11 protein-coding genes are annotated in these 16,336 nt (G+C 32.9%); 2 read left to right on the forward strand and 9 right to left on the reverse strand.

Features of this window, described 5'->3' with window-relative positions; all coding sequences use genetic code 11:
• Positions 1-6 precede the first annotated feature (6 nt).
• Both MKY00_RS14420 and MKY00_RS14425 read right to left on the reverse strand, forming a co-directional pair.
• A complete protein-coding gene (locus tag MKY00_RS14420) occupies positions 7-276 on the reverse strand; it encodes a PTS sugar transporter subunit IIB (RefSeq protein ID WP_000757315.1) in 270 nt (89 codons plus the stop codon).
• Between the two features lie 13 nt (positions 277-289).
• Positions 290-2,395 carry a BglG family transcription antiterminator gene (locus MKY00_RS14425; RefSeq protein WP_016717779.1) on the reverse strand — a complete coding sequence of 702 codons (2,106 nt, stop codon included), beginning with the start codon at positions 2,393-2,395 and terminating at the stop codon, positions 290-292.
• A gap of 306 nt (positions 2,396-2,701) precedes the next feature.
• On the opposite strand from MKY00_RS14425, the gene MKY00_RS14430 reads away from it, so the two are divergent.
• The gene (locus MKY00_RS14430) at positions 2,702-3,373 is read left to right on the forward strand and encodes a TerC family protein (RefSeq protein WP_000346939.1); all 672 of its coding nucleotides are present in this window, start codon (positions 2,702-2,704) and stop codon (positions 3,371-3,373) included.
• A 58-nt stretch (positions 3,374-3,431) separates the two neighbouring features.
• On the opposite strand, the gene MKY00_RS14435 is transcribed toward MKY00_RS14430, so the two are convergent.
• Positions 3,432-5,405 (reverse strand): LTA synthase family protein, encoded by a 1,974-nt coding sequence (locus MKY00_RS14435; protein WP_016717780.1) that lies wholly within the window; start codon positions 5,403-5,405, stop codon positions 3,432-3,434.
• A gap of 520 nt (positions 5,406-5,925) precedes the next feature.
• On the reverse strand, positions 5,926-7,551 hold the full coding sequence (locus MKY00_RS14440; RefSeq protein WP_000633868.1) for an ABC-F family ATP-binding cassette domain-containing protein: 1,626 nt from the start codon (positions 7,549-7,551) through the stop codon (positions 5,926-5,928).
• A gap of 218 nt (positions 7,552-7,769) precedes the next feature.
• Here MKY00_RS14440 and MKY00_RS14445 point away from each other — a divergent pair, with 218 nt between their 5' ends.
• Positions 7,770-8,225 (forward strand): hypothetical protein, encoded by a 456-nt coding sequence (locus tag MKY00_RS14445; RefSeq protein ID WP_016717781.1) that lies wholly within the window; start codon positions 7,770-7,772, stop codon positions 8,223-8,225.
• Between the two features lie 179 nt (positions 8,226-8,404).
• On the opposite strand, the gene MKY00_RS14450 is transcribed toward MKY00_RS14445, so the two are convergent.
• The 5 genes from MKY00_RS14450 to aroA form a co-directional block, all read right to left on the reverse strand.
• The gene (locus MKY00_RS14450) at positions 8,405-9,253 is read right to left on the reverse strand and encodes a hypothetical protein (protein ID WP_016717782.1); all 849 of its coding nucleotides are present in this window, start codon (positions 9,251-9,253) and stop codon (positions 8,405-8,407) included.
• A gap of 336 nt (positions 9,254-9,589) precedes the next feature.
• A complete protein-coding gene (locus MKY00_RS14455) occupies positions 9,590-12,706 on the reverse strand; it encodes an MMPL family transporter (RefSeq protein ID WP_016717783.1) in 3,117 nt (1,038 codons plus the stop codon).
• 250 nt (positions 12,707-12,956) lie between these two features.
• Positions 12,957-13,523, reverse strand: a complete 567-nt coding sequence (locus MKY00_RS14460; protein WP_001107304.1) for a TetR/AcrR family transcriptional regulator — start codon at positions 13,521-13,523, stop codon at positions 12,957-12,959.
• A 220-nt stretch (positions 13,524-13,743) separates the two neighbouring features.
• Complete coding sequence (locus MKY00_RS14465; RefSeq protein ID WP_001100979.1) at positions 13,744-14,901, reverse strand: GNAT family N-acetyltransferase; 1,158 nt, start codon at positions 14,899-14,901, stop codon at positions 13,744-13,746.
• Positions 14,902-15,037: 136 nt separating this feature from the next.
• Positions 15,038-16,327, reverse strand: coding sequence for a 3-phosphoshikimate 1-carboxyvinyltransferase (aroA, locus tag MKY00_RS14470; RefSeq protein ID WP_074585591.1), 1,290 nt, complete (start codon positions 16,325-16,327; stop codon positions 15,038-15,040).
• Between the last annotated feature and the right edge of the window lie 9 nt (positions 16,328-16,336).

The raw sequence follows: 16,336 nt of genomic DNA on the forward strand, positions 1-16,336 counted from the left end.
TTGTTACTACATTAGGTGTTTTTGTAATGCTTCTTTAATTTCATTTAAATCTAAAATATTCGTTAATCCAGCAACTGTTCGATTACCATCTTCAAGGTTACAAATAATATCTTTCGCACCTAAATATAAATCTGCTTGTTCTGATTTACTTGATGCTAAATCTGTGTGTGATACTTCTGCTTGTAATCCTAATTCATTTAAAATTTTCTTCACATTCATTTCTACAATAAAACTACTCCCTAATCCATTTCCACATACAACTAATACTTTTTTCATTTCAATCTCCCCTTTAATTAGAATATTTAGCTATCATTTTTAGCATTTCGTCTATTGAATTTGAATGAATTAACATTTCCACATTTTTCGGATCCGATAACATCTCACTTAATTGTGCTAATGCTTTCAAGTGTGTCTCATTATCAATCGCTGCCAATACAATAATTAAATTTGCGGCATGCTCTTGTTTTTCTGAAAATAGAACACTTTCTTTTAGTTGTAATAAACTCATCCCTAACTTTTTGACCCCCGCTTCTGGGCGAGCATGAGGTATTGCAATTTTAGGTGCAATAACAATATAAGGACCTAATTTTTCTACATTTACAATCATTTCATTGATATATTCTTCAAAGATGTATTGGTTTTGTAATAACGGATCAGCCGCTAGCCTGATCGCATCTTTCCAATTATCAACACGATCTTCAAGATGAATAAATTCTCTAGTTAAAAGTTCGTTTAACATTGGTTTATATTTCTCCTCCTTCTCAAAATACGCAGGACCACTCATAAATTCAATCAGTTCTCTTTTTAAAGATTTCTCATCCACTACGTCAGCATATTTTTGAATTATTCCCATCACTAAATCCACAGAATCTTTTTGGTTTTCTCCATACAATACTCCATTCACTTTTCTTAATAGAGCTGCTTTTTCAGAATCCGATAAAATTGGGTTAACCTTAAAAACCGGCACATTCCCTTTTTCAATTTCAGTAGTCGTAATTATACAATCTACATCAAATATATTTGATTCATATTCCCGTTTTGAAATTGCATTTAATATATCTATATTTGAAAATAACTTCTCTAATTGATACTGCAACATACGTGATGTACCAATACCATTTGGACAAACAAGTAATGCCGTTTTTCGTGGATTGGGAACGATTCCCTCTTTCCTCATCCAAGCTCCAAAATGCATAGTAACATACACAATTTCATCATCGGAAACAGATTTTTTCACATATTCTTCAAAATGATGAATTACCTTTTTCGTAAGAAAATATACCTCTTCATAGTTTTCTTGAATTGTATTTCGTAATGGGTTTTCAATTTCTATTCCATACTTCACACGATAAAATGCAGGTTTCATATGCAAATATAGATCAGTAAACAACCCATTAAAGTCTTGAAATAAAACACAAGCATAGTGTTGAAAATCTTTAATCATGCGGTCAACAATTGAATGTATTTCATCCATATTATTTTTCTCATAAATATTTTCCTGATAATTTACTTTTGCACCTAACAAATGAGTCGTAATATAATAGATTTCATCTATTGGAAATTTAACAATAAACGCTCGTTCAAACTGCTTTGCTATATATTTTGCAGCTTCAAATTGCTTTGAATCTTGCAGAACATTTTTTTCAGCTTCTTCCATCTCGACGCACTTACCTTTTAGAATACGTCTATGGAACAAATACATGTAAACGCTTAAATTTTCTAGTACCTCATCTGTATATTGGACACCTAAAAACTCTTCACAATTCGCAAGAATTTTTTTTATAGTGTATAATGTTTCTCGTGCAAGAGTATCTGTTTCACTTCCCATATCACACATAATATAATTTACTTGTGATATTAAATACTCCCAGCTATGTTGGCAAATAATTTGAGAGAGGCTTAAAATTAATAAATTTCGTTTACTCTGTTCATTTCCAACGATTTGATATCCTTCCTTACGACCAAAATGTAAAGATAAGTTATACTTATTTAACTCTACTTTTAGCTTTTTCAAATCTGCAAGTACAGTATTACGACTTACCTGCAAAAGGTTTATTAAGTCTTCCAATAAAATTCTTTTTTCCTGTATTAGCAAATATAATATTAACCATATTTTTCTTTCTTTCGGAGAATATTCATATTGATTAATCACACACTCATTTAATTTTTTTACTATCATTTGTTTCGTTTCTTTATTTAAGCAATAACCTAAGTGTCGTATATATTCAATAGAATGTAATCCTTCCTCTTGTAACCAATCGTCAATCTTCTTAATATCATAATAAAGCGTTCGTTTAGAAACTTGAATTACATCAATTAGTTGATTTATAGGCACATAACCTTCTGCTTGAATAATTTGTTGCAAAATATTTATACTTCGAGTATCTAATATCATATTTGGTGTACACCCTTTCTATACTTGTTCACTAATTGACTTGCAAGTATAGATACTAACTTTGCAAAATTAGATTTTTTGAAATCGCTTTCTATTAATATAATATCTATTATTGCTTCTAAATATAAGTCCAAATTTTTGTTTTTCTGCAGTGCAAAGATTGTGCTTTGAAAATTTCTTATGCCTGTGTTTAATGCTATTATTCCCCTTTCTGTTCCTTTTCAACAAAACATGAATATTACCCCTCAGAATTTTTAATACTGTATAGTAGCTTAGCACATATTACTCTTAAGGAGTGATATGTATATGGATTTTCTTTCAGCTGAATATTTGTCAGCCTTGCTTGCCATTATTGTAATTGATTTAGTTTTAGCGGGTGATAATGCCATTGTAATTGGATTAGCAGCAAGACGATTACCGAAAGATCAACAAAAGAAAGTAATTATATGGGGAACTATCGGGGCAATCGCGATTAGAGCTCTCGCTACTTTAGTTGTCGTTTGGTTGTTAAAAATACCAGGGTTACTTCTAATTGGTGGTGTACTTCTTATATGGATCGCTTACAAATTAATTGCTGAAGGCAAAGATCATGATATTAAAGCAGAAGAAGGTTTTTGGTCTGCTATTAAAACCATTATCATTGCTGATGCATTAATGGGCATTGATAATGTCCTCGCTGTTGCTGGAGCTGCGCATGGCAACTTTTCTTTAGTAATCATTGGGCTATTGGTTTCAATTCCAGTAGTAGTTTGGGGCAGTACATTAATTTTAAAATGGGTCGACCGTTATCCTATCATTATTACAATTGGAGCAGCTGTTTTAGCTTATACTGCCGCGAAAATGATTGTGGATGAAAAGTGGTTCACTGCATTTTTCGAAAGTAACCCTTTCATTAAATGGGCATTCATCATTATTGTCATTGCTGGTGTAGTGTTCTTTGGAAAGATGAAACAAAAGACTAAAGATGTTTCTATATAATAACAACGTTCTATTTATAAACAAAAGCGCCACTCATATGAGTAGCGCTTTTTAATATTTATTTCGTTTCCCCATCTTCAGTCGTCTTTACCTTCGTTTTATTTTTATCACGATGGTTATAGTTGTACTTTGAACGATCAACCGGTGTAAATCCTTCCGGTGTGTAGAATCGTAATAAGTCACCATTCACGACTTGGTCAGAGTATTTTAACGATTTTTGAACCATTTGTTCATTTTGTTTTATTTCATCTGTAAATTCTACTGGTTTTCCAGTCGTTGTATCATAGTATTTGCCGTTTAATGCAGTAACTGTTGGACTTACGTAGTTACCATTACGGAACGCAACGACTTGTTTATGATCTGGTGATAATAAATCTGAACCAAATTGAACATAATCTTTTGTATCTGTTCCAAGTAAGTGTAAAAGAGTTGGAAGAACATCAATTTCACCACCGTATTGATGTTGTACGCCACCTTTCACACCTGGTACACGAACGATTAAAGGTACACGCTGTAACTGTGCATTTTCAAACGAGTTAATTTCTTTACCCATTACTTTTGACATTGCTGCGTTATGATTATCTGAAATACCGTAATGGTCTCCGTACATAACGATAATAGAATTATCGTATAAACCAGATTGTTTCAAGTAATCGATGAAACCTTTTACAGATTCGTCTAAATAACGTGCTGTTTGGAAATACGTATCTACAGACGAGTCACCTGTGTTCGCTGGTTCAATTGTCGCTTCCTCTTTATCAATTGGATACGGGAAGTGATTCGATAACGTAATAAACTTCGTATAGAACGGTTGTTTCAATGTTTCTAATAACGGAATGGATTCATTAAAGAATGGTTTATCTTTTAATCCATAGTTTACTACATCTTTTTCGTTCATATCATAGTATGAAGCATCAAAGAATTTATTAAAACCAAATGATTTATAAATATCGTCACGGTTCCAGAATGTTTTATAGTTACCGTGGAATACTGCTGATGTGTATCCTTGTTGCCCTAAAATAGCTGGTGCTGATTGATACGTATTATGAGATTTCGTTGTAAATACAGATCCTTGTGGTAAACCAAACATAGAATTCTCTAACATAAACTCCGCATCAGACGTTTTCCCTTGCCCTGTTTGATGGAAGAAGTTATCAAAGTAAAGCGTATTCGCATCTTTTGTAAATGAGTTTAAGAACGGCGTTACTTCTTGACCATTTAATTTATAGTCAATTAAGAAGTTTTGGAATGACTCTAAATGAATATAGATTACGTTCATTCCCTTTCCTTTACCGAAATACTCAGGGTTTGGACTAGCGTAAGTTGATGTCAAATAATTTCTTACTTCTGTCATATTATCTCCATCAGCTAATGCTCGTTCTGTTGATGCTTTCGCACTTTGAATTCCATCATAAATTGTATAGTTATATGCCCCTAAATATTTCACAATATAATTACGATCGAATGTTCTTGTTAATAATTCAGGACGGTCAGATTCTGCAAGTCCTAAGTTAACACTGAATAATAAAATACCTGCTACAAATACTAAAGATAATTTATGTTTCGCAACACGAATTGGTTTTGGATTTGCAAATTTCGTTGCTACTAACACAATTAAAATAATTGTATCTAAGAAGTATAGCGGATCATAAAGATGTAACAACGCAACAATACTACCACCTAAATCTCCAAAGTTATTCGTTTGTGTTAATGTCGGGAACGTAATAAAGTCACTGAAAAAGCGATAGTATACGACGTTTGCGTATAAAAGAATCGACAATAACAAGTTGATAACAATTAACCAAATATAAGATCGTTTCCCTTTTGCAAATAATGCAAGTCCTAAAAATAGAACTGCTGAACTAAGTGGGTTGAAAAACAGCAAGAATTTTTGGATTGTGTTTGAAATTCCTAAATTAAATTCCGTTACATAAGCTGCATATGTTTTGAGCCAAAATAAAATAACGGCAAACAGAAAGAATCCAAAATGATTGCTTAACACACTTTTGCTCTTTAATAAGAATTGTTTCATTTCTCCACCTCTTTTGATCATCCAAGGCTTATTTTTTTATAAGTCTGTCTCTCTATTCAATTTTTTATCTTCAAATAGATTTTATATATTTAACTATATGAAGAATACTAGTAATTATAATTTGAAGCTAGTATTTATTCAACTATTTCTTTTTAGACATTTTGACCTTGGTTTCTATTTAACAAAATAAATTTGTAACATTTCCTGTTTTCTCCCAAGATTCATCCACTAATTATGACATCACATACTATAAACCTTTATTCACTACTTCGCAAATAAATATGTCTCCAGTTCTGGAACATTAATGTAATATAATGAAATTCACAATAGATAGCATTTAATTTTTCGATATATATTATTTCTTCATTCAGTTATTTATGCTTCAGCCATTCTTCTATGTGCAAAATCCAAATCTCTTTCCTCTAATAAAATTATTCTTGAATAATTATTCACAATCCATAAAAATAATGATTATAAAAACCCTCGCTCTCAAAACGAAAGCGAGGGTTTTCATCATTTATTATTGACCTTTGTACATTGCATCTACTTGTTTTTGAAGTTCTTCATTTTCTAAGAACTCATCGTAAGTAGCCTCTTTATCGATTACACCGTTTGGCGTTACTTCGATAATGCGGTTTGCAATTGTTTGTACGAACTGATGGTCATGAGATGTGAATAAAATTGTACCTTTAAATGCGATTAAACCATTGTTTAATGCAGTGATAGACTCAAGGTCTAAGTGGTTCGTTGGATCGTCAAGTGTAATTACGTTTGCACCACTTAACATCATTTTAGATAACATACAACGAACTTTTTCGCCTCCAGATAATACAGAAACGTTCTTCTTAACTTCTTCGCCTGAGAATAACATACGGCCTAAGAAACCACGTAAGAAGCTTTCTGACTCATCTTGTGGAGAGAATTGACGTAACCATTCAACTAAGTTGTAGTCACTGTTCTCAAAGTACTTAGAGTTATCTCTTGGGAAGTACGATTGAGATGTTGTAACGCCCCATTTAAATGAACCACTATCTGGCTCCATTTCACCCATAAGGATTTTAAATAATGTCGTCATTGCAATATCGTTACGACCGATAAATGCAACTTTATCACCTTTATTTAAAGTGAAGTACACATTATCTAACACTTTTTCACCATCAATCGTTTTAGAAAGACCTTCAACAGTTAATAAGTCATTTCCTACTTCACGCTCTGGTGTGAAGCCAACAAATGGATAACGACGAGATGATGGCTTAATATCATCTAATGTAATTTTATCTAATAATTTTTTACGAGAAGTTGCTTGTTTCGCTTTAGATGCGTTTGAGCTAAAACGTGCAATGAAGTTTTGTAACTCTTTTACTTTCTCTTCTTTTTTCTTATTAGCATCTTGCGTTAATTTTAAAGCTAATTGGCTTGACTCATACCAGAAGTCATAGTTACCAACATAAAGTTGAATTTTACCGAAATCAAGATCAGCCATGTGTGTACATACTTTATTTAAGAAGTGACGGTCATGGGATACAACGATTACTGTATTTTCAAAGTTCATTAAGAAGTTTTCTAACCATTGGATCGCTTTTAAGTCCAAGTGGTTCGTAGGCTCATCTAGTAATAGAATATCAGGCTGACCGAATAAAGCTTGAGCAAGTAATACTTTTACTTTCTCTGCACCAGTTAACTCAGACATTTTCTTATCATGAAGGTCTTCACCAATACCTAAACCTTTAAGAAGGATTGCAGCTTCTGACTCAGCTTCCCAACCGTTAAGCTCAGCAAACTCACCTTCAAGTTCTGCAGCACGCATTCCATCTTCATCACTAAAGTCTTCTTTCATGTAAATGGCATTTTTCTCTTGCATTACTTTGTAAAGACGAGTATGACCCATAATTACAGTTTCTAATACTGGAAACTCTTCATATTCAAAGTGGTTCTGTTTTAATACTGCTAGACGCTCGCCTGGCGTAATATGTATGTCACCTGTTGATGGTTCGATTTCTCCAGATAAAATCTTTAGAAACGTTGATTTACCAGCACCGTTTGCTCCGATTAAGCCGTAGCAGTTACCTGGCGTGAATTTTATGTTAACATCTTCAAACAATTTGCGATCCGCGAAACGCAAACTAACGTTACTTACTGTAATCATTTGTGTCCTCCTACTAATACCGCTTATTTCAGCGTTTTCTCACCGATTGTCTTAAAAAATCGCATATTACGACTCAATTATTGTAGACTATAGCTATTATATAGTAGAAGCTGGATGAATAGCAACGGTTGATTGCTATTCCTTTCTTTACAAACTTGAATAAAACCTTTGTTTTTAATTATATTAAAGTTACATACACACTTTAAGGAGGATTCATTTTGAAAAAAATATTTATAATTGGAGCATTATGTTTATCAATTGCTTCCTTAACCGCATGTAGTAGTAACAATACAAAAACACCTACTGAATCAAAACAAGAGAAAAAAGAAACAAAAATAACTGTCGATTCAATTATCACTGAATTTAAAAACGCTGGTCTCCAAGCAGAAAATCCAACCGACCTTCCGCAAAAAGAATTTGGTAACCTTCGAAAAGAAGGAAAACGCATTGTCGTACCTGCTCTTGGTGAAGATAAAGGCGGTCGATTATTCGAAATTACAAAGAAAGAAGACCTAGAAAAAGTAAAAAAATATTACGATGAATTAGGAAATTCTGCTCCTATGTTATTCTCTCATACACATGCAAAAGGAAATTTTCTTCTACAAATGAATGGCGATATGAAAGATGAAGAGTTTGCAAAATATAAAGATGTGATGGACAGGTTTATTAAATAAGAAAAATCCCCACTTGAAATAACGGATTCAGTTTAGAGAGAAAAAATACTAATAACCATTAGAAATAATATAATCATTTGAATGCATTTCGCATTATAACTAGCAAGTTAAAACGCTCAGAAAATATTCTGAGCGTTTTTATTTCCTTATTCAACTAAAGCACCAGTTAGTGTAAAAAGCTATTTCACCATTTGTATTGTTAACTTATCTTTTAGCATTGACCTATATGAGTCAATTTCATATTTTGTATTATTGATTTTTTCTTTTTTCATTTTTAACATATTGAATATTTCTAACTCTAAATCCCTTCTAGCCTCAAGAACTTTTATCGTTCCTTCTACACCTGAATGATTATGTTCTTTCCCATAGCCTTGGTTCGTGTAATAGTCGACAATTCCTTTGGACCATTCTGGATTTCTTTCTTTTAATGCCTTCCTAAATGAAAATTCAAGATCATCTTGTTCTACATAGAATAACATTGGATTTAAATTCTCTATGATTTTTGCAATTTTCATTACATAATTTATTATTTTTTCTTTTTGTTCACCGTATTTAATCATCCCAATTGTTAATGGATTTTGTATGAAACAACATTCAAAAATATAAACCTTATTATCTTCTAGAGCAATTTCAGCAAAGTCATTCCATTTGTCAGCAATTAATTCAATATTTTTATCGAATGGTAATTCATATATATCGTTTTTTGAAATATCGTTAAATAATTCGTCCGAAAACTGGTCACCAAACTCATTTTTTATCTTTCTGTATGGTAATAAATAATTGCTTCCTTTTTTTAAAACTCTTTTAAGAAGAACTTCTTGAAAATCTCCACTGTTAGATACTAATCTATCGAATTCAAATTTATTAAAACAAGATACACCATCATAGTCGGCTGGGTGGTTCAAATTCCCCTCTAAAAATAGTTCAACTTCAATTTTATTTTGGTTTAGAATTTCATTTATTAGCTTTGCAGTGGTCGATTTTCCGAATCCAGGTAAACCTTCTACTATTATTAGTTTTGTATTCATATTTATAAATCCCTTCCTTCAAAGTATTTAACCAAGATTTAAAAAATTACTTACTCCACTGCAATCACTCCTTCAAAATACGATATTCAACATTTCCTTTGAAAAATCCTTCTTAAAGTAACCTGACCGTTAACTTAAGAACATTTTTTCACAATCTCTATCATTATTTTAACATAAATTTTCCATTTACCTTTTAAAAAAGATAGTACACCATTATTTGAGTGAACTATATAAAAAAGGATGCTAAATCATATGTGATTTAGCATCCCTAATTTGTGTGTTATTTTATATTTTCTCTCCTATAACGGAACCAGTTACTTTTAAAAGTGGATTCTTTTATTTCCTTTCACTTAATTTCTTTGCATAATTCTTCATTTTACTCGTTAATCCTATTAAAGCAGGTAACAATATTGGCATCACAATAATAGCTAATAGTAACAGTGCAACACCAACAACGGATGCTACTTGTATAAGCGTTAATACACCTGAAGGGATTAATGCAGCAAATGTACCTCCTAAAATAAGTGCTGCTGATAATACGACTCCTCCAATATGACGAGAAGCAGTTACAATTTTCGTCGCTGGGTCCCCTTCTAACTCATTGTATCTCATCATTACAAAAATACTATAATCCACTCCTAAAGCGACTATCATTATGAAACTAAAGAACGGAACATTCCAGCTTAATGAATCTACATGTAAAACATGCGTACTAATTTGTTCACTTATCCCTAATGATGCAAAGTACGCTAATAGTAACGATCCAATAATAAAGATGGTATTTAATAATGAACGTGTAATCATCATTAATACAATCGCGATTCCAATTAACATAATTGTAGCTGTACGTAAGAAGTCTTGCCCTGTTACTTCTTTTAAATCAACGTTTCTAGCTGTCGTTCCTCCAATTGCTGTTTTCGCATGATTTAATTCCGTCCCCTTCAAAGTACCATCTATCGTTTTATTGATTTCTTGAATAACTGGCATCGCTTCTTTTGAATACGGATTTACGTCTAAAATGATTGTCATTTTAGCAGTCTTTCTATCATGTGACATGTACGTATTCAAAGCTTTTTGGAAATCTTCTCCCTCCAAAACTTCTTTTGGAATATAGAATTTCTCAGAGCTTTTTGATTCATTTAGTTCTCCTAAATATTTCTGAGCATCCCCTAGGCCGTTACTTACCTTTTCAAGGCCTTCTGTACTTTTAGATAGTCCTGATTGTAATTGCCCCATCTGTTCTTGCAAGTCTTTCAGTCCGGTTAATAGCTGGCCTTGCCCATCGTTTATTTTCGTTAATCCGGTTTGTAATTCAGATGACTTGTTCACAATTTGTTTTGAACCTGAAGCACCTTCATTTAATCCATTTTTAAGATCAGCTGCTCCTTTTTGTAACTTAGTAACTCCGTTGCTCATTTCTTTTAAGCCATTATCCACTTTCAATAACGATTGATTCGCTTCTTTAAATGATCCCATCGCCGCATTGTGTTGCGTTGCTAATTGATTTAATTCATTTGAAAGCCCACCTAATTGCTTTTGAGCCTCTTTAGCAATTCCTATCGTCTGCAGAATGTTAGAGTCATTTGCTAATTCTGGTTTCGTTTGAATGAAATTGGTCATTAACATTTCAATTTGTTCATAACCTTTCTTCGCACCGTCAATCGCTTGAGAAATACTTCCGAAATATTGATCGTAAGAACTTAAACCTTTTTCTAACTGCGTATAGCCAGCATGAAGTTGTGAAGCTGCATGAGATAATATACTTATATTTTCATTTACTGAAGTTAACCCATTCTCAATTTGCTGCGCACCTTTTGCTCCATCATTTATGCCATTAGATAGTTGATTTAAAGCTGTTCCTAATGCCGATACACCATTTTTCGCTTCATTTGTTCCATCAATTAACTTTTGAACGTTTGCAAGACTATTTGAGTCCTTATTACCCATCTTATCTTTCGCAGTAGTTAATCCATCATTAATTTCCTTTATACCACCATTGGCATCTCCTAAACCTGTATTTAGTTCACCAGCTTGTTTATTTATATATAGTTCTTTAATCCTATCACCAGTTGGACGTGTCGGTGCATATACTTCTGAAACACCTTTCACTTTCAAAATCTTATCAGTTAGTTCATCTAAAGTTTGAAGTGAACTCGCCTCATCTAACTTGTTATTCGATTGAATGACTAACGTACTTGGTGAAGAAAAACCAGGTGGAAAATGTTCTTCTATTACGTTAATCCCCATTTTCGACTCATATTTATTGTCTACTTCAAATAAGTCGTTGTAATTAAGTGTATTAGAATACTTTAATATGAAAGGAATCGATATCACAAATACAATAATTAAAGCTACAAATGGTCTTACTACTGAGTTTTTCGCAAAGAATCCCCATAGACGACTGTCTTCATGACCTTTAAATGTTTTAACGGGATAAAACATCCCTTTTCCTAAAAGCACCATGAAAAACGGATTTAACGTAGTTAATACTAGTAATAAAACTGCGACACCAATTGCTACCGCTGAAGTAGATTGATATAATTTAAAACTCGCTAAAGCAAGAGATGCAAAACCAATTAGCACTGCTATCCCGCTATATAAAACGGTTTTCCCTGCCGATTTAAATGTTTCTTTCGTAGCCAAAAATGCGTTTTCTTGTTTACTTAATTCTTCTTTAAATCTTGTAAATAATAAAATATTATAGTCTGTTCCAACCCCAAACAGGACAACAACGACAAACACTTGCGTAAAGTTAGAAAACGGAAAATTAAATTGATCTACTAAATGGGTAATAATCCCCATTGAAACTAAATATGATACCCCAACAGTAAGAAGAGAAACGATTGGAACAATAGGTGAACGGAATACAATGATTAATATTACAAGAATGAAAATAATTGAAATAACTTCAGTCTTTTTCACTCCCTCTTGAGAGGATGTAAGAAAATCACCCGCGATTAAGTCACTTCCTGTTAAGTACGTTGTTACCTCTTTCGTTTTCACTTTATTATGAAGATTATTTGTAACTTTCGATATTTCACCATGCTTTTTATCTATCGATATTTGCGTTAAAATAGTCGTTTTATCTTTAGAAACTAATTGTTTCTCTAAGTCTTTATTATCTAAATGTGAAACAATTTCTTTAATTCCTAATTGTTCTTTTTCATTTTGCAAAACGTTGATTGTTTTTGTAATTTCCTCTTTTTGTTCAGTCGTTAAAGCTGTGTTACTACCACTATTAAAAACTGCTATAATCTCATACTTTTCTGTCCCGTCTTTATTCATTTCTTTTATCATTTTGTCAGCAATACTACTTTGTTCTGTATTAGGAATCGTAATGTGCCCTTTTTCTTTCACTAATTTATCCATATTGGGCATCGTAACGATCATTGTAATAGTAATAACTATCCATAATAGAAAAGATAAACTTCTCCAATTTTTCAGCTTGCTCATTTGCATCATCTCCCGCGATTAAAATTTCATGTTAGTTTCGGAATGAATATTCATTCCTACCATTTTAAAATGCCATTTCGGAATGAACGTTCATTCCTATTACTCTATTACATTGTTTTATAAACTCTATTAAACTACTTTTTCGGAATGAATGTTCATTCCTTTAGTTACACAAATACCCTCTCCTACTCTCATTTTTTAATTCTATTCAGGAATGAATATTCATTCCTGTCCTTATAAAGCTATAGAATCAAATGATTCTTATAGCGTTCCAAGAGCTTTCTTCCAATTCTTTTACTAATTCTTTTGAGTACTCTAATTGCCCTGTTGCAATTACTTTAATTAATTTTTCTAACGGTTGATATACAATAATAATTAAAGCAACTGGAGGTAACGGACGGAGTAAGCCTTTTACAATCCCATCTTCTATAATATTCATAAAGAAGCCTATAAAATCATCAAATATTTTCTTGCTTTGTTCATCAAGAAAATAACTATCACAGTGAGAATTTGTAAACAGAAAAGCATCCACATTATTTCTCGCAAATTCAAATAAACGGTTATACGTATGACTAAACTGTTCACGAATATTTGCTTCAACAGGAAAATCCGTTTTTATCATTTCAGAAAGCTGTAACATACTTTTTGAAAATAATGAGTTAACAAGCGCCTCTTTATTTTCAAAATAGCGATAAATAGTACCCGCACCGACTTTTGCCTTTTCAGCGATCATTGGAATTGTCGTACCATCGTAACCACGCTCCGCAAAAAGTTGCATGGCAGCATCAAAAATATCCTCTTGTTTGTTTTTAGCCATTTTTTCCACCTCTATTTTCAGGAATGAAAATTCATTCCGTTTTTAATTATAAATTACAGAAAATAAAAGTCAAGTGTGTGACTACGTATAGTTGTAATTTTATTCCCTTATTTGTGAATAAAATTATATCAGCGATTTTCAGGATATATCAACTTACCGACAAAAACCAACACCCAAAGAGAAAGCTGTCCCAAAATTTGATTTTGGACAGCCCTATTTTTTAAAAGAAATCATAAATAAAGGCTTCTCGTACCGGAACTATTTTCTCAAACGCTCGTATTTCCTCTTCGCTTCCGTTAATTAATTCAAGTTCATTTAGTTCTAATGGGCGTTTGTATCCGAGCAATATTGTAGATAGTGCATTTATATCTAGCTTGATCCCTTTATCCATTGGTTCTTCTATAATTGTTATTTCATAATTTGCAAGTCTCACCGATACATTATTCCACGGTGCAAATGAATCTGTAATATGTAAAATTATTTCTTGTTGTATATTGTTCCAGTTTAACTCATACTGTTTTAAGAACTGCTCTACATCTACAATTCTTCCCATAAAATATGGTTTTATTTCTGTTTTCACACGTGGTTCTTGCAATGTATATAACAACTGTTCGTTTTCACTTACTGTCATTTCAAGTTCTTTAATCATAGAATCATGTTGGCAAATAAAGTTCCATAGACCATTTCGTGCTTCATTATGCAGTGGTACGAATTCTTCTACAGTCATTTTAGATTTTTCTATTTTATATAACATGTAACCTGCTGCAGTTTTATTTTCATCGTAGTAAATTGCTAATGTTAAATCATCATAAACTGCTTGTAACCACCATTTTTCATTGCGAACTAGCATACCAGAAAAACGTTCTGCAAATGTTTCATAAAGCTTCTCGACTTCTTCTGAGTGATTTTCTTTATTGAAACGTTTCACAGTACCATTCACTTGTTTTTTCATAACTAAATCACTCTTTGTCATATGACATACAAGAAGATTCGCACAAAGTTCCCAGCCATATTTACGGTAAAATGCAACAGCAAATGGATGTAACATCGATACTGTATATCCGTCTTTTTTCATCGTTTGAAGTGAATGTTGAAGTAATTCTTTCACATATCCGCTTCTTCTATACTCTGGATACGTTGCTACCCCTGCAACGCCACCCATTTTAAATTTTTCTTTTCCTATGTATATATGAAACGGAATAAGGTGTAGTTTTGCCGCTAAGTCATTACCTTCCATAATACCGTACACTTCATGACTTTCCTTCATTCTTGTAAGTTGCTGCTGCAATCGATCCTCTTCAACTTTATATTGAAAAGCGTATTCTGATAAGCGTAATGCTTCTCTAAATTTATCTTCTGTTAATCGTATAACATTCATATATTTCTCCTCCCTCCTTTATTTGAATTGTACCATAATTCTAAACGTTACAGTTCGGTGAATGAAATTATACTAGCTTATTAACAAACATCCAATATGAAAAAGCAGATACATCTCGTATCTGCTTCTCATCACTTTATTTAGCTAACTTTTGAAGTTCTTCGAAGAATGTAGGGTATGATACACCAACTGCTTCTGCATCTTCAATTGTTGTTTTTCCTTTTGCAATACATCCCGCAATCGCAAGCATCATTCCGATGCGGTGATCACCATAGCTATTAACTGTATTACCTTTTAGAGCTGATTTCCCGTAAATAATCATCCCGTCGTCAGTTGCCTCTATGCGAGCACCAAGTTTTGTTAATTCCGCTACGACTGTATCAATACGGTTCGTTTCTTTTACTTTTAATTCGTGTGCATCTTTAATTACTGTAATTCCTTCTGCTTGCGTTGCCGCTAAAGCGATAACAGGAATTTCATCAATTAATCTAGGGATAATATCTCCGCCGATTTCGATTCCTTTTAATGAAGATGTTTCAATTGTAATGTTTGCAGCTGGTTCTGATGCTCCTTCGTTAATTGGCTCTACAGTGAACGTAGCACCCATTTTCTCTAAAACATCAATAATACCTGTACGAGTTGGATTCATTCCTACATTTTGTAATACTAGTTTACTATTTGGAATAATTGCACCTGCTACTAAGAAAAATGCAGCTGATGATACGTCACCTGGTACTTGAACATCTGTCGCTGTTAACTTTTGTCCACCTGCTAGTTTCACTGTCTTTCCTTCGCGAGTTACTTTAACGCCAAATGCTTCGAGCATTCTTTCCGTATGATCGCGTGAAATATGTGGTTCTGTAACAGCTGTTACACCTTCTGCACGAAGTCCTGCAAGTAAAATAGCTGACTTTACTTGTGCGCTTGCTACCGGCGAAGTGTATTCAATTGCTTTTAAATCTCCACCACGTATTATTAGCGGTGTAAACGTTCCTTCTTCGCGCCCATCAATGTTCGCACCCATTTGTTTTAATGGATTTGTTACACGTTTCATCGGTCTTTTTGCAATAGATGCATCACCTTGTACGCAAGAGAAAAATGGTGTATTTGCCAAAATTCCTGACATTAAACGTATAGTTGTACCCGAATTCCCAACATCTAATACAGCTTTCGGTTCTTGTAAACCTTCTAATCCTTTACCAACTACAGTGACTTCATCACCGTTTTGCACGATGTCTACTCCCATTTCTTTAAAACAAGAAATTGTACTTAAACAATCTGCACCGGGCAAGAAACCTTTAATTGTTGTTTTTCCTTCTGCAATCGCACCGAACATGACAGCACGGTGAGAAATTGATTTATCTCCTGGAATTGTAATGTTGCCATTTAATCCGTTAGTAACAGGTTGAATTGTTCTTTCCTTCACGTTTTCACC

The sequence above is a fragment of the Bacillus sp. FSL R9-9834 genome (genome assembly GCF_038006905.1).
Taxonomy (GTDB): Bacteria; Bacillota; Bacilli; order Bacillales; family Bacillaceae_G; genus Bacillus_A; species Bacillus_A pacificus.

Coding starts and splice junctions, on each gene's coding strand:
- MKY00_RS14420 (WP_000757315.1), bottom strand. CDS start 276: ATGAAAAAAGTATTAGTTGTATGTGGAAATGGATTAGGGAGTAGTTTT.
- MKY00_RS14425 (WP_016717779.1), bottom strand. CDS start 2,395: ATGATATTAGATACTCGAAGTATAAATATTTTGCAACAAATTATTCAA.
- MKY00_RS14430 (WP_000346939.1), top strand. CDS start 2,702: ATGGATTTTCTTTCAGCTGAATATTTGTCAGCCTTGCTTGCCATTATT.
- MKY00_RS14435 (WP_016717780.1), bottom strand. CDS start 5,405: ATGAAACAATTCTTATTAAAGAGCAAAAGTGTGTTAAGCAATCATTTT.
- MKY00_RS14440 (WP_000633868.1), bottom strand. CDS start 7,551: ATGATTACAGTAAGTAACGTTAGTTTGCGTTTCGCGGATCGCAAATTG.
- MKY00_RS14450 (WP_016717782.1), bottom strand. CDS start 9,253: ATGAATACAAAACTAATAATAGTAGAAGGTTTACCTGGATTCGGAAAA.
- MKY00_RS14455 (WP_016717783.1), bottom strand. CDS start 12,706: ATGAGCAAGCTGAAAAATTGGAGAAGTTTATCTTTTCTATTATGGATA.
- MKY00_RS14460 (WP_001107304.1), bottom strand. CDS start 13,523: ATGGCTAAAAACAAACAAGAGGATATTTTTGATGCTGCCATGCAACTT.
- MKY00_RS14465 (WP_001100979.1), bottom strand. CDS start 14,901: ATGAATGTTATACGATTAACAGAAGATAAATTTAGAGAAGCATTACGC.